The organism is Plantactinospora sp. DSM 117369, assembly GCF_053764795.1.
Window position 1 is genome coordinate 9,256,252 of the sequence record NZ_CM132446.1, and the last position, 13,633, is coordinate 9,269,884.

Here is a 13,633-nt window from a genome sequence, read left to right on the forward strand (position 1 = left end):
ACGTTTCCGGCGGCTCGCGCACCGGCCCGGCCGGTCGGGAGCCGCTCTTCGCCGACCTGGGGGGCGGGTCAGGAGCCGCTGCTCACCAGCCCGGGCGCGTCGGCCAGCCGCAGCACGATGCCGGCCAGTGCCGGAGTGCGGGTGTCCCGGGGATCGCTGAGGATGCCGGCCCAGAACCGCGCGTCCCGGGCCGCCTGCCGGTCGCCGGTCTCGTCGTACGCCCGGGCCAGCATGTTCAGCGTGGCCGCCTGGGCCGACGGCATGCTCATCTCCTCGAACGTCCGGACGCAGCGGCGCAGTACCCCGACCGCCGCGGCGGCCCGCCCCTCGCCGATCCAGCTCACCGCCAGGTCCCGGGCCAGGCCGGTGGCCCAGGGCCGGTCACCCAACTGCACCGCCAGGTCGTGGCTCTGCTGGAGCCGGTGCACCGCCTCGTCCCGGCGGCCGAGGCAGACCGCCGCCGAGGCGAGGTGCCGCAGGGCGGCCAGCAGCACGTACCGGTCGTTGACGGTACGCAGCAGCGCCACGGCCCGCTCCGCGGCGGCGTACGCCAGCGCCGGCTCGTCGCGGAGCAACCGGGTCACCGCGAGCGCGTTCAGGCACCGGGCGGTGACGATCTCGGCGGCACCCAGCCCGTCGGCCTCGGCCACCGCCGCCTCGTCCACCGCCAGCGCCTCGTCCAGCCGCCCCAGCCCCCGGTACGCGGCGGAGAGCACCGGCGCGGCCAGCAGGGCGCCCAGCGGGTCCCCCTCGGCCCGGAACAGCGCCACCGCCCGCTCGGCGGTCGACGCGGCGTCCTCGGCGCGGTTCTGGTAGTCGTAGAGCACCGCCTCGTCGCTGAGCAGGCAGGCCAGGCCGTGCCGGTCGGCGAGCCGCTCGTACCGGTCCCGACCGTCGCGCAGCCGCTCGGCCGCGCCCGCCAGGTCACCCCGGGCCAGTTGGAGCAGGCCGATGACGAAGTCGGTGCGAGCGATCGTCCGCTCGTCGCCGATCCGCTCGGCGGCCTGCCCGGCCAGCCGCTGCACCGCCTGGAGCTCCGTCCAGTGCCCGTGCACCCAGCAGAACGGGGCGAGCCGCTCGGCGAGGTCGATCGCGGCCCGTTCTGCGCCGCACTCCATGGCGAGTCCGAGCAGGCTGGTGAGGAAGTCGAGTTCGGCGGTGAACCAGCCCAGCGGGTCGGCGGCGATCCGCTCGGCGGCGCGCGGTGGGCGTACCCGATCGGCCGGTTCCGCCAGGCGGGCCCAGGTCAGAGTCCGGGGCAGCCGGCGAGCGGCGCTGCCGGCGAGCGCGGCGGCGGCCGCCACCAGCCGGCGCTGCGCCCCCGCCCGCCGCCCCGGCTGGCCGGCCGGGACGGCGGGGAGACTCGTCGGGGCGGCCACCCCCAGGGCGCTCCCCTCCGTCGACAGTGGGCGGTCGTCGGCCACCGCGAGTTCCTCGGCGTAGACCCGGAGCAGGTCGTGCAGGCGGTAGCGCGGTTCGCCGCCGTCGGCCGGCCCGGTCACCTCCAGCAGGCTCGCCTCGACCAGCTCGTCGAGTACCCGGTCGGCGTCGGCGCGCTCCAGCACCTCGGCCACCGCCCACGCCGCGAAGCTGACCGGGCCGAGCGAGCCGAGCAGGCCGAACGCCTCCCGGGTCGGCGGGGAGAGCGCCTGCACGCTCAGCGCCAGGCTGGCCCGGACCTGGAGGTCTCCGGCGGCCAGTTCGTCGAGGCGCTGCCGCTCGTCGTCGAGCCGGTCGGCGAGGATCGCCAGCGGCCACGAGCGGGTGGCGAGCCGGGTACCCGCGATCCTGACCGCCAGCGGCAGGTTGCCGCAGGCGGCGGCGATCCGGGCCGCCTGGCCGGGCTCCTCCGCCACCCGTTCCGGGCCCACCACGTCGGCCAGCAGCGCCCGGGCCTCGTCGTCGGTGAGCGGACCGACCGGCAGGTGCCGGGCGTCGATCAGCCCGCTGAGCCGGCGCCGGCTGGTGGTCAGCACGGCGCTGCCGGGAGTACCCGGAAGCAGCGGCCGGACCTGGGCGGCGGTGGCGGCGTCGTCGAGCACGACCAGCACCCGCCGGTCCGCGAGCCGGGCCCGGTAGGCGGCGGCCAGCGCGGAGAGGTTCTGCGGCAACGCCGAGCCGGGCACGCCCAGCACCCGGAGCAGGTCGGCCAGGACCGCGGCCGGATCCCGGGGCGCGGCCGAGGCACCGGCCAGATGTACGAAGAGCTGCCCGTCCGGGAACCTGTCCCGGATCCGGTGTGCCACCGTCACCGCCAGCGTGCTCTTGCCCACGCCCGGCTGGCCGGAGACCGCCACCACCGGCACCCCGCCGGCCGGTTCCAGCATCCGCTCGATCCGGTCGATGCTGCCGGCCCGGCCGACGAATCCCGGCAGGCTCGGCGGTAGCTGGCAGACCGGAAACGGCGACCGGGGAGCGGCCTCCGGCCGGTTGCCGAACCGGCCCACCGACGGCTCCTCGCCGCGCAGGATCGCCTGGTGCAGCCGGCGCAGGTCGGGACCGGGCTCGACGCCCAGCTCGGTGACGAAGATCTCCCTGGCCCGCTGGTACGCGGCCAGCGCGTCGGCCCGGCGCCCGGCGCGGTAGAGCGCCACCATCAACTGGCCGTACGGCCGCTCCCGCATCGGGTGCTCGGTCACCAGTTGGTGCAGTTCGGCGAGGACGGTGGCGAGGTCGCCGTCGGCGCGCAGGTCGGCGTCGACGCAGTCCTCCTGCGCGCCGACCCGTTCGAGTTCCCACTGTGCGAGTTCGGGCTCCAGCGTCGGCACCGTCAGGTCGGCCAGCGGTCGCCCCCGCCACTGCCGCAGCCCGCGCCGGAACCGGTCGGCCGCCAGCACCGGATCGCCCGCGGCCAGTGCCGCCCGGCCGGTGGCGACCTCCCGCCGGAACACCAGTACGTCGACGTCGTCGGTCTCGACCCGCAGCAGGTAGCCGTCGCTGCGGTGCTCGATACTCAGGCCGGGCAGCCGCTCCCGCAGCCGCGAGACGTAGGTCTGCAGGTTGGAGGCGTACGAGGCCGGTGGGCGGTCACCCCAGAGCGTCTCCACCAGCCGGTCGACGGTGACGAGCTGGCCGGCGCCGACCAGCAGCGCGCCGAGCACGGTGCGCTGGTGCCGGCTGCGCAGCACCACCTCGGCGCCGGAGTCCGTGCAGACCCGCAGCGGCCCGAGCACCCCGAACTTCACTCGCCGTCTCCTGAGAACCGCCGGCAAATCACGGACATGAAACCGTACTACGGTGTCTGCCCTGGATGTGGCGGTGTACCAGGGCTGTGCCCGCGTGGCGTGTGGCAATCGTGTGGCAGTTGTGTGGCGGGCATCCCCAAGCTGCTAGAGGCCCGTGGGGGGCGGGCCGGTCACGGGGGTCGGCGTTCGGGGGGACTCGGGTGCCGGGGAAGTGTCCCTGACACCGGATCGAGCGCCGGGCACCCGACCATCCGATGTGTACCGCGGCCACCCGGCGCCGGTCCGGCCCGTGACGGTCGGGCCGTCCCCGCCGCTGGTCCTAGGGGCACCTCCGGTGCCCCGGCCAACCGGTCTCGGCCGGCCGCGACCACGCAGTCTTCTTCGAGAGGCAACCATGTCCACATATCCACCCCCGGGCTACGGCCCGGGTGAGCCGTCCCACGACCCGCGATACTCCGGCCAGTCCGGCGGATACGGCGGTCCGGCGGGCGGCGGCTCCGGCTACCCGCAGTCCTCCTCGGGCGGCTACCCGCAGTCCTCGTCGGGCTCGTACCCGCCCTCCTCCGGCTCGTACCCGCAGTCCTCCGCGGGCTCCTACCCGCCGCCCTCGTCCTCCGGTGCGTACTCACAGTCGTCGGAGCCGTACCCGCAGGCGTCCGGTTACCCGTCGTCGGGCGCGGACCCGTCGGCACCCTCCTCGCCGGCCGGGCCGGCACCGCAGTTCGGTACGCCGGTCCCGCCGAAGAAGAGCAAGGCGCCGCTGGTCGTCGGCATCGTCCTCGGCGTCGTGCTGCTCTGCTGCGGCGGCAGCACCGCGGCGTACCTCTGGGCCGGCGACGACGGCACCGACCCGTCAAACGTCGCCGCTGGCGAGCAGACCCCGAGCCCGAAGCCGAGCACGAAGACGACGCCGAGGGGCAAGGCCTCGCCGACCCCGGAGGAGGAGTCGATCGAGGGCAACCTCGACCAGTTCAAGAAGGGCGACTGCCTCACCATCGACGAGGCGACCGACGAGGTCGAGGAGGCGAGTTGCGGCAGCAAGGGCGCGCTCAAGGTGCTGCTGCGCAAGGACGGCACCACCAGCGAGTCCGCCTGCGAGTCCACCGACTACACGCAGTACCTCTACCAGGACGGCACGATCGGCACGCTCCAGGACTTCATCCTGTGCGTCGGTCCGGCCCGCTGACGGCGGCGCCGCGGGTGAGCCGCCCCCTCGCGGCCCGTGAGGGGGCGGGCCGGCAGGGGTGAGCGGGTGCGATCGGCCGCCCGGGGCGGTGGATCGACGGAAGCCGACCAACGGGGGGTGCGGTGGTCCGGGGCGGGGAGCGTCCGGGCCACCGCACGGTCGCTTCCTTAGCCCCCAACCAAGCGATTCTTAAGACTGAACTAAGCGGGCCGTCCGGACTGGTTTCCGACACTGCCAACCGGTACATATTCTTCGTGACTCGTCGTCGGGATGTCGAAACGGCCGAGCCGCTCACCGAATGGGTGACCGGCCTGCTGCCCCGGGTGCCGTCCGAGGACCCCTACGACCGGCCACCCCGGGGGCGGGAGCGCGAACCGTACGACGAGTTCGAGCGCTACGCCCCGGCCGAGCCGGCGCGTGCGGAGGGTGGCTGGTCGAATCCGTCACGTGGCCGCGAGCCCTGGTCGTACGCCGAGGAGGCGCCCGCGCACCGGCCCAACCCGATCAGCGGGGCGGCGGAGGCGGCCCGGCACCGGGAGACCGCCGAGGTCGAGCCGTACGACCGCAGTGGCCGGCTCTTCTTCCACATCGTCTTCTGGTCGGCGCTGGCCACCAGCGTCGAGCTGTGGTGGCTGAACACTCCGGCCGGGTCGATCCGGACCACCGCCGACATCCTGATCGCGGGTGGCCGGCTCACCGGCATGGTCGGCGGTTTCCTGCTGCTCGCCCAGGTGCTGCTGATGAGCCGGGTGCGCTGGCTGGAACGCTGGATCGGCGCGCACTCGCTGCTGATCTGGCACCGGGAGCTGGGCGCCTTCCTGCTGCTCGCCATCCTGGCGCACGCCGGACTGATCGCCGTCGGCTACAGCAAGCTCACCAACACCCCGATCGTCGAGGGCACCTGGACGCTGCTGAGCACGTACGAGGACATGATCAGCGCGACGGTGGCCACCGGCATCCTGGTCGGCATCGCGCTGCTCGCCATCCGGGCGATCCGCCGGATGATGAACTACGAACTCTGGTACTACCTGCACCTGAGCACCTACCTGGTGCTGCTGTTCAGCTACGGCCACCAGTTCGCCACCGGCCAGGAGCTGTCCAAGCCCGGCTTCGGGCAGTACTTCTGGGCCGGGCTCTACGTCTTCGTCATCGCCTGTGTCCTCTGGGGACGGATCATCTCCCCGATCGCGTTCAACCTGCGGCACCGGCTGCGGGTCGAGGACGTGGTGCCGGAGGCGTTCGAGATGGTCTCGATCTACATCTCCGGCAACCGCCTCGACGAGCTGGACGCCCGGGCCGGGCAGTACTTCCGGTGGCGGTTCCTGACCAAGGGCTGCTGGTGGCAGGCGCACCCGTTCTCGCTCTCGGCCGCGCCGAACGAGCAGTGGCTGCGGCTGACCGTCAAGGTGGTCGGTGACCACACCGAGTCCCTGCAATACCTGGAGCCGGGTACCCGGATCTTCGCCGAGGGGCCGTCCGGGGTCTTCACCGCCGACCGCGCGATCCGGCCCCGGGCCCTGCTCATCGCCGGCGGCAGCGGCATCGCGCCGATCCGGGCGCTGCTGGAGGACCTGCCCGAGCAGACGGTGGTGATCTACCGCTCCCGCAGCGAGGAGGAGCTGCTCTTCCGCGACGAGCTGGACTTCCTGGCCCGGTCCCGCAACGCCCAGGTCTGGTACGTCATCGGTTCCCGCGAGGACCCGGCGCCCCGGCACCTGTTCACCGCCAAGGGCATGCGCGAGCTGGTGCCGGACGTACGCCGCCGGGACGTCTACCTCTGCGGGCCGCCCGGGCTGGTCGACGTCTCGATGCGGACGATGCGCAAGCTCCGGGTGCCGCGCCGGCAGATCCACCTCGACCCGTTCGAATTCTGATCCCCGCACACCACCCCCTACGGAGGTACATCCCGTGCGTCGCGCCGCCTTCGCCGTCCTCGGTACCGCCATCGGCGCCAGCCTGCTGATCGGTGCCAAGCTCGGCACCTCGACCGACGACCCCGGCACCCAGGTGGCGCTGGAGGAGGAGACCGGCGACGCGGCCGCGAGCCCGACGCCCTCCGGCAAGGCTCCGGCCGGGAAGAAGACCACCGCGCCGCCGGCCAAGAAGCCCCCGGCCAAGGCCCCGGCGGGCGGGCTGAAGGACGGCACCTTCGTCGGTGCGACCGCCAACTACGACTACGGCGCCATCAAGGTGACCATCACGGTCGCCGGCGGCAAGGTCACCGACGCCGACGCGACCTATCCGGACGAGGACCCGACCAGCGCCGGGATCAACGAGAACGCGATCCCGAAGCTGCGCCAGCAGGCGCTCGCCGCCACCAGCGCCAGCAAGGTGAACACGGTCTCCGGGGCGAGCCTGACCAGTGCGGCGTACAAGGCGTCGCTCCAGTCCGCGCTCGACAAGGCGAAGGCCTGAGTCCGATGGGTACCGCCGGGCTGCGCCGGGTCGAGCAGATCATGGGTACGCCGATCAGTGTGCAGCTCACCGACCCGCTGCCGGCCCGGCGCCTGGAGGCGCTGGCCGAGCAGACGTTCGACTGGTTCCGCGAGGTGGACGAGCGGTTCAGCACCTACAAGGAGCAGAGCGAGGTCAACCGGTTCGACCGGGGCGAACTGTCTATCCAGGACTGTTCCGCCGACCTGCGGCTGGTGGTCGAGGCCTGCGCCGACCTGTGGCGGGAGACCGACGGCTACTTCGACGCGTACGCGACCGGCCGGTTCGACCCGTCCGGCTACGTCAAGGGCTGGTCGGTGCAGGTGGCCTCGGACCGGCTGCTGGCGGACGGCTGCCACTCGCACTGGATCAACGCGGGTGGGGACATCCGGGCCCGGGGCGGGCCGCGACCCGGCGAGCCGTGGCGGATCGGCATCCGGCACCCGTGGCAGCAGGACAAGATCTGCTGGGTGCTCGGCGGCAACGACTTCGCGATCGCCACCTCCGGCACGTACGAGCGCGGTTTCCACGTGATCGACCCGTACCGGGGTGCCCCGGCCACCGAACTGACCTCGGTCACCGTGGTCGGCACCGACCTCGGCCGCACCGACGCGTACGCGACGGCCGGGGTTGCGATGGGTCAGGCCGGGCTGCGCTGGCTGGCCGACCTGCCGGACCACGAGGTCGGCATCGTCACCTCCGACGAGCTGTGCTACCGCACCGACGGCTTCCCGGTGCTGCCCACCGAGCCGGCCCAACGGCCCACCATGACCCGCTCCGACCTGCCCGGCCAGCCCGCACCCCGGCTGGGCTGACCGGCCGGGGCTCAGACGTGCCCGGTGGCCCCGCCCGCCGGCATCGAGGAGCTGTCCAGCGGGGAGTCGCCGAGGTAGCGGGACCAGGTGCCGCCGTCGAGCAGTCCGCCGTCCCGAACGAACCGGCGCACCGCCGGCAGCAGCCCTGCGGTGCCGTACAGCGCCATCGCCAGCCCCGGTTCGAGTCCGGCCGAAACGCCGGCCGGGCCGACCGGAAGGGGATGCCGGCGCCGGGCGTCGCGCAGCGTACGTCCGCCGGAGAGGGTGCGGCGGGGCAGGAACCAGCCGGCCATCCCGACGAACGCCAGCACCACCAGCAGGCCGACGCCGACGCCGAGCAGGTCGACCGCGACCAGCCGGGCGACCACCATCGGCAGCACGAGCACCAGCATGGCCGGCAACAGGAACCGGCGCCAGGCCGGACGGAGCAGTCCCAGCCCGATCAGGCCCTCCCGCTGCTCGGCCAGGGCCTGCCGGACCCGCCGCTGGTTGGCCACCTCACGGGGTGACATCGAGCCGTACAGCGCACCGAACAGGGCCCGTTCCAGCGGTTCCGCGTACGCCGGCATGCTGCCGGTCCGGCTGAGCCCGCCGGGTCGGGCGGCCGTCACACTTCCCCGGCCGTGCAGCATCACCAGTGCGGTCCGGACGGCACCCCAGGCGCCACCGGTGAGGTAGCCGAGGTCCGTCGTGCTCAGGTCGCGGGACAACGCCGTCATCCTTCGAGTGTGACTCCTCTGACGCCTGAGGGCGTCAGCTTCTCTGGCCGCTCACGCGGTCAGCAGGACCAGCCCGGCCCTGTGTACGTTCGTCGCGCCGACCACGTCGGCGTGGTCGGCGAAACCGCACGCTACGCAGACGAATTCGGCCTGGGTGACGCGGTTGTCCCGCGTGCGGTGCCGGCATGCGGGGCAGGTGCGGGAGGTGTCGCGAGGATCGACCCCTACGGTGACACGTCCGGCGCTTTCAGCCTTGGCGTGCAGTACGTTGAGGAACACCCCCCAACCCGCGTCCAGGATCGAACGGTTCAATCCCGCCTTCTGGGCGACGTTGCGGCCCGGCTTGTCGATCGTGCCCTTCGCCGACCGAGTCATGTTCCTGATCGGCAACGCCTCGTGGGCGATCACATCGTAATGACGGACGAGCCACAACGCGATCTTGTGCGCGTGGTCGAGCCGCCGCCGACGCACCTTGCGATGCAGGGCGGCGATCCGGGCACGGGCCTTCCGGCGCCGGTGCGACCCGCGCTCGCACCGGGCCAGGGCGCGCTGGGCGTCGACGAGCCGGCCGGCGGAGGCGGCCGAATGTCGTGGGTTGTCGATGTGAAGGCCGTCGGATGTGGTCAGGAACGAAGTCACACCCATGTCGATTCCGACCGTGCGGCCGGTCGCGGGCAACGGTTCGGCGGGAACCTCGGCGCAGGTGAGGATCACATACCAGCGTCGTCCTTCCCGCTTCACGGAAACCGTCTTGACCCGGCCGTCGACCTTGCGGTGGGCGTGGACCCGCACATGCCCGACCCCTTGCAGATAGACACGGGTGCGCCCACTGTCGGGGGTCGAGTTCCAGCGGCAGCCGTCGCCGTCTTTCGGCCACTCGACCGTGTCGAACCAGCCAGCGCCCTTGAACCTCGGGTAGCCGGGCGTCTGACCCGCCCTCAGCCGACGGAAGAACGCCTGGAACGCCTTGTCGAGCCGGCGCAGCGTCGCCTGTTGGGAGGAGAACGACCATCGGGCGTGGTCCGGGTCGTCGCGGCGAATGTGTTTCAACTGTGCCGACTGGTGCCCGTAGCGGACAGTGACCCGTGCCCGCCGGTACGCCTCCTGGCGTTCCTCAAGGGCGGCGTTGTACATCTGCCGGTGGTCGTCGAGGCACGCGGTCAGGGATGCCGCCTGTCGGGATGTGGGACGCAGCAGGAACTCGTACGCCCGAATCATCGACGTTGTTTTCGCAGCTCACAACCCACATGCACATCGATATCCTATCACTGTCCACACAGCAATTCTTGAGGGGAGGTAGCGCGGATTCCCCCGTCGCCTGAAGGCGGCGGTCCCCTCCGCGTGCGAACCTGATGGAAAACCCGCGCACGCCTGTCACGGCCGCCTGGCGCAGCCGGGTCGACGGCTGGCTGGGCGGGACGGTCAGTCGGGCAGGTGGCTGACGAACCACTCCGCCGCCTCCCGGGCCACCTGGTCCAGGGCGCCGGGCTCCTCGAACAGGTGGGTGGCGCCGGGCACCACCCGCAGCTCCGCCCCGGCGTGGAGGTCGGCGAGTGCCTGGTTGTTGAGCCGCAGCACCTCGTCGTCCAGCCCGCCGACCAGCAACAGCGTCTCGGCGCGTACCCGAGGCAGGTCGGCGCCGGCCAGGTCTGGGCGGCCGCCCCGGGAGACGACCGCGTACACCCGGTCGGGGCGCTGCGCGGCGGCCGAGAGCGCGGCGGCGGCGCCGGTGCTGGCCCCGAAGAGTCCGATCGGGAGCCGCCCGGCCGGTTCGCCGGTCGCCAGCCAGTCGACGATGCCGACGAGCCGGCCGGTGAGCAGGCCGATGTCGAAGCGCAACTCCCCGGTCCGGTCGTCGAGCGCCTCCTCGTCCCGGGTCAGCAGGTCGACCAGCACGGTGGCCAGGGCGCGGCGGTTCAGCGCCTCGGCCACCATCCGGTTGCGCGGGCTGTGCCGGGAACTGCCACTGCCGTGTGCGAACAGGACGATCCCGCGTGCGTCGGCGGGGACGACCAGGTCGCCGGTCAGTCGTACATCTCCGGCCGGAATCGTGGTCTCGGTGCTCCGGGTGTCCATTCGACTGCCTCCCATGCCTTTTCCCGGCGGAGAGTCGCGGGTGTGGCGCTGACCGCCGTCCTGTCGGCCTTACCCGGCGGCGCCGGGCTCAACCACGCGCCGCCGGCCGCCCGGCACCCGGGTTTGCCGGTGCGCAGTCGGGGAAGGCCGGAAAGTCCGACCAGGCACCGGGACGGCCGACGCGCCGACCGGCAGACGAACGTGAGGGACGTTATGGCCCGCCAGAAACCCGGCAAGGCGAAGTCCGGCTCGGCCCGCACCGACGAGGCGGGACAGCAGAATCCCGACCGGAGCGAATGGGCGGACGAGGCGGCCAAGGCGAGGTCGCTCGACGATCCGCGCCGGACGCCGCCGCGTGACGCGGTGGGCATGCCGTCCAGCGGTGAGCGGTACTCGGAGGATCCCCGCGACCGCTAGGACCGCAACGGCCGCCCACCCGGCGACTCGACGGGCCCGCACGCCGGTCGCGCCTGGTGGTGCCTGAGCCAACTGGCTTGGTGTCAAGTAAACTCGCCCGGTGGAGGCTGCTGATGCGGTGGACCGGATGGTTGCGCAATGGGCCGAACGTGACCCGCAGCTGGATGTCAGCCCGCTCGAAGTGGTCGGTCGTCTGCTGCTCTGTGCCGACCAGGTCCATCGTGCGATCGTCGCGGCGCTTCGTCCGCTCGGCTTGACCTACGGCGACTTCGATGTGATCAACACGCTACGTCGGCTCGGCGATCCCGAGGGCACCAACCCACGGCAGCTGACCCGGGCCGCGCTCATCACGTCCGGTGCGATGACGACCCGGCTGGACCGCTTGGAACGGGGCAGGTTGATCGTGCGGACCGCTGACCCGGCCGACCGGCGCGGCGTACTCGTCCGCCTGACCCGCCGGGGCGAACGGCTGGCCGAGCAGGCGGTTCGAGCCGTACTCGACGTGGACGAGACGTTTCTGCAGCCGCTCAGCGGGCGGCAACGAGACGCCGTCGCCGCCACGCTGAAGCAGCTCCTGCTTCGGTACGAGGAGGGCTGACCGATAGCCGGTCGAGCGTTCAGCCGCGCTCGGCCATCCGCGCGTCGAACGCGGCCTTGAATGCGGCCGCCCCCTCGATGGATTCAAACGGCCAGCTGACCAGCCTCACCGGAACCCGGTCCCCCACCGCTTCCCGGACCCGGGCCGCCGTGGTCAGCGGAGTGCCGCCGCAGATCTCGACGAGTTCGGCCCCGCCGTCGACCAGTTCCGCCGCGACCTGGGGAAGGTCTGCGTCCGGTGCGCCGATCACCGCCGTCCAGCCGCCGGTGGCGTGCTCCCGCACGACACGGTGGGTGGCCGCGTTCGCCAGCGGATGTTCGTAGATGGTCACCGAGCGCTTGAGCGATCCGCGGGGCGCCGTCCCGGCACCGAAGGCACCGGCCACGCCGACCGGAGCCCGGCCGTCGACGGCTTCGATCACCTGCGCGGCCGACGCCAGGTCGAAGCCGCGGTACAGCTCGATGAGGCGGACGCCCGCCGCCGCCAACTCGGCCGCGACCCGCGCCGCCGCAGAGCCGTCCGGTGCCCAGACCAGCAGGGTGTGACTGCCCGCGTTGTCGACGACCACCCGGTCGACGGCCGGGTCCGTGCCGGGCTCCAGAAAGATGAACGTCTCGGCAAATACCAGGTCGGTGGTCATGTCGGCTCCTCCATGATCGCTTGACGTCTTATAGCTTGATACCAAGCTTTATCACTGCAAGCGTCGGGCCGACATGGACATTCCTGATTGTGCCGCGTGTGGCGGCGATCACCCCGGTCGATGTGTCACGCGCGTGGCGCCCCCGGACCCATACGGGTTGCGGTACCAGATGGACGGCTGCGGCGGCGCCGGCCCCCGATCGGTGGCCGGGTGAATTTTCCACGCCGGATCACCCCGGAATCCACCAAGTCGGCCCGGTTGATCCGGTAGGCTGACCCCGGTTTCGCCCGGTGGCGCACCCCTCCGCGCCGGCGTGACCGCCGCCGAATCACCAACGGGTGAGCCGGGGACCCAGGTAGGTGGGGTGAGTCCGCAACCGCGGTAGGGACTTGTTCCGTCCCGAACCCGTCAGCTAACTCGGTAGGCGGGCGACGGAGGGACATGCATGACGGGATCCACACGTCGGCGGTTACCGCTGGCCCTGGCCCTGCTCGCCACGTTCGGCGCACTCGCCGGAGCAGCACTCCGGCCCGGCGTGGCGGAGGCGAACAGCCCCGCCGTTCTCGGCGACGAAGGCGACACGCCGCTCCTGCGCGACGTGCTCGAATCGACCGGCCGAGGTTACCTACAGGCCAAGAACGCGCTGGCCAACGCCCAGGCTCGGCAGGCGAAGATCGCCGCCGAGCTACGCCGGGTGGAGGGACGGATCGCCGAGCTGCGCCCTCGGGTGGAGCAGGTGGCCCGGACGGCGTACCAGACCGGCCGGATCGGCCCGGTTCTGGTGCTGCTGCACAGCGGCTCGGCGGAGGAACTCCTGGAGCGCGCCCGCGGGCTGGAGGTGGTGGCCCTGCGGGACAACGACGCGCTGCGCGCGCTGGGTCAGGCCCGGGAGCGGGCCACCCTGGCGAAAAAGGCACTGGACGCCGAGGTGATCGAGGAGCGCCGGCAGCTCGCCATCATGCTGCGGCAGAAGCAGGCCGCCGAGCGGACGCTGGCTCAGGTCGGCGGCGCTTCCACCGGAGGCTTCGTCAACGCCCGCTCACCGGTGGCCCGGCCCGCGCCACGCGCTGCCGACGGCTCCTGGCCGCCGCAGTCGTGCAGCCGGCCCGACCCGACCACCACCGGCTGCGTCACCCCGCGCACCCTGCACGCCTTCAACGAGGCGCGCCGGGCCGGCTTCACCCGGTTCACCGGGTGCTACCGCTCCGGCGGCCCCTACGAGCACCCGAAGGGGCGGGCCTGCGACTTCTCCGCCGAGGCGGGCGGCTTCCGGGGTGCCGCGACGGGCGCCAACCGGACCTACGGCAACAACCTCGCCGCGTTCTTCGTCCGCAACGCCGACCGGATCGGTGTGCTGTACGTGATCTGGTACCGGCAGATCTGGTTGCCGACGACCGGTTGGAAGTCGTACAGCGGTGCGCACGGCGACCCGTCCAGCGACCACACCAACCACGTACACCTGTCGCTGGTCTAGGTCCCGTCGGGGTGCCGATCAGATCTTGACGACGTCTTGCGGTTGAGACCGCCGGGGCGGCGAGAAGTCGTCAAGATCTCGGGGTTCCCC

Annotated in this window: 11 protein-coding genes, 1 pseudogene and 1 riboswitch; of the genes and pseudogenes, 7 read left to right on the forward strand and 5 right to left on the reverse strand. The window is 72.5% G+C overall.

Features of this window, described 5'->3' with window-relative positions; genetic code table 11:
- Window positions 1–68: 68 nt before the first annotated feature.
- Window positions 69–3,185, reverse strand: coding sequence for a BTAD domain-containing putative transcriptional regulator (locus ACSMXO_RS39695; RefSeq protein WP_455415885.1), 3,117 nt, complete (start codon window positions 3,183–3,185; stop codon window positions 69–71).
- 394 nt (window positions 3,186–3,579) lie between these two features.
- Here ACSMXO_RS39695 and ACSMXO_RS39700 point away from each other — a divergent pair, with 394 nt between their 5' ends.
- The 4 genes from ACSMXO_RS39700 (at window position 3,580) to ACSMXO_RS39715 (ending at window position 7,619) form a co-directional block, all read left to right on the forward strand.
- Window positions 3,580–4,371 carry an LppU/SCO3897 family protein gene (locus ACSMXO_RS39700; protein ID WP_455415886.1) on the forward strand — a complete coding sequence of 264 codons (792 nt, stop codon included), beginning with the start codon at window positions 3,580–3,582 and terminating at the stop codon, window positions 4,369–4,371.
- A 254-nt stretch (window positions 4,372–4,625) separates the two neighbouring features.
- On the forward strand, window positions 4,626–6,245 hold the full coding sequence (locus tag ACSMXO_RS39705; protein ID WP_346257194.1) for a ferredoxin reductase family protein: 1,620 nt from the start codon (window positions 4,626–4,628) through the stop codon (window positions 6,243–6,245).
- A 34-nt stretch (window positions 6,246–6,279) separates the two neighbouring features.
- Window positions 6,280–6,786, forward strand: coding sequence for an FMN-binding protein (locus ACSMXO_RS39710; RefSeq protein WP_346257193.1), 507 nt, complete (start codon window positions 6,280–6,282; stop codon window positions 6,784–6,786).
- Between the two features lie 5 nt (window positions 6,787–6,791).
- Window positions 6,792–7,619, forward strand: a complete 828-nt coding sequence (locus ACSMXO_RS39715; protein ID WP_455415887.1) for an FAD:protein FMN transferase — start codon at window positions 6,792–6,794, stop codon at window positions 7,617–7,619.
- Between the two features lie 11 nt (window positions 7,620–7,630).
- Here the strand turns inward: ACSMXO_RS39715 and ACSMXO_RS39720 are convergent.
- The 3 genes and pseudogenes from ACSMXO_RS39720 to ACSMXO_RS39730 all read right to left on the reverse strand — a co-directional run.
- Window positions 7,631–8,353, reverse strand: a pseudogene (locus tag ACSMXO_RS39720) (TIGR04222 domain-containing membrane protein); the annotation flags it as partial.
- A gap of 36 nt (window positions 8,354–8,389) precedes the next feature.
- Window positions 8,390–9,556 carry an RNA-guided endonuclease InsQ/TnpB family protein gene (locus tag ACSMXO_RS39725; RefSeq protein ID WP_455415888.1) on the reverse strand — a complete coding sequence of 389 codons (1,167 nt, stop codon included), beginning with the start codon at window positions 9,554–9,556 and terminating at the stop codon, window positions 8,390–8,392.
- Between the two features lie 204 nt (window positions 9,557–9,760).
- Complete coding sequence (locus tag ACSMXO_RS39730) at window positions 9,761–10,414, reverse strand: dienelactone hydrolase family protein (protein ID WP_346257190.1); 654 nt, start codon at window positions 10,412–10,414, stop codon at window positions 9,761–9,763.
- A 213-nt stretch (window positions 10,415–10,627) separates the two neighbouring features.
- On the opposite strand from ACSMXO_RS39730, the gene ACSMXO_RS39735 reads away from it, so the two are divergent.
- Window positions 10,628–10,831, forward strand: a complete 204-nt coding sequence (locus tag ACSMXO_RS39735; protein ID WP_455415889.1) for a hypothetical protein — start codon at window positions 10,628–10,630, stop codon at window positions 10,829–10,831.
- Window positions 10,832–10,931: 100 nt separating this feature from the next.
- Window positions 10,932–11,429 (forward strand): MarR family winged helix-turn-helix transcriptional regulator, encoded by a 498-nt coding sequence (locus tag ACSMXO_RS39740; RefSeq protein ID WP_346257188.1) that lies wholly within the window; start codon window positions 10,932–10,934, stop codon window positions 11,427–11,429.
- Window positions 11,430–11,448: 19 nt separating this feature from the next.
- On the opposite strand, the gene ACSMXO_RS39745 is transcribed toward ACSMXO_RS39740, so the two are convergent.
- Entirely contained in the window at window positions 11,449–12,069 is a 621-nt protein-coding gene (locus ACSMXO_RS39745; protein ID WP_455415890.1) for a DUF6506 family protein, read from the reverse strand.
- Between the two features lie 311 nt (window positions 12,070–12,380).
- Window positions 12,381–12,511, forward strand: a riboswitch (cyclic di-AMP (ydaO/yuaA leader).
- A gap of 3 nt (window positions 12,512–12,514) precedes the next feature.
- Here ACSMXO_RS39745 and ACSMXO_RS39750 point away from each other — a divergent pair.
- Window positions 12,515–13,543, forward strand: a complete 1,029-nt coding sequence (locus ACSMXO_RS39750; protein WP_455415891.1) for a coiled-coil domain-containing protein — start codon at window positions 12,515–12,517, stop codon at window positions 13,541–13,543.
- Window positions 13,544–13,633 lie beyond the last annotated feature (90 nt).

Excerpts from the sequence above, each read along its gene's own strand:
- ACSMXO_RS39730 (WP_346257190.1), bottom strand. The coding sequence starts at position 10,414 with ATGGACACCCGGAGCACCGAGACCACGATTCCGGCCGGAGATGTACGA.
- ACSMXO_RS39715 (WP_455415887.1), top strand. The coding sequence starts at position 6,792 with ATGGGTACCGCCGGGCTGCGCCGGGTCGAGCAGATCATGGGTACGCCG.
- ACSMXO_RS39725 (WP_455415888.1), bottom strand. The coding sequence starts at position 9,556 with ATGATTCGGGCGTACGAGTTCCTGCTGCGTCCCACATCCCGACAGGCG.
- ACSMXO_RS39750 (WP_455415891.1), top strand. The coding sequence starts at position 12,515 with ATGACGGGATCCACACGTCGGCGGTTACCGCTGGCCCTGGCCCTGCTC.
- ACSMXO_RS39735 (WP_455415889.1), top strand. The coding sequence starts at position 10,628 with ATGGCCCGCCAGAAACCCGGCAAGGCGAAGTCCGGCTCGGCCCGCACC.
- ACSMXO_RS39745 (WP_455415890.1), bottom strand. The coding sequence starts at position 12,069 with ATGACCACCGACCTGGTATTTGCCGAGACGTTCATCTTTCTGGAGCCC.
- ACSMXO_RS39700 (WP_455415886.1), top strand. The coding sequence starts at position 3,580 with ATGTCCACATATCCACCCCCGGGCTACGGCCCGGGTGAGCCGTCCCAC.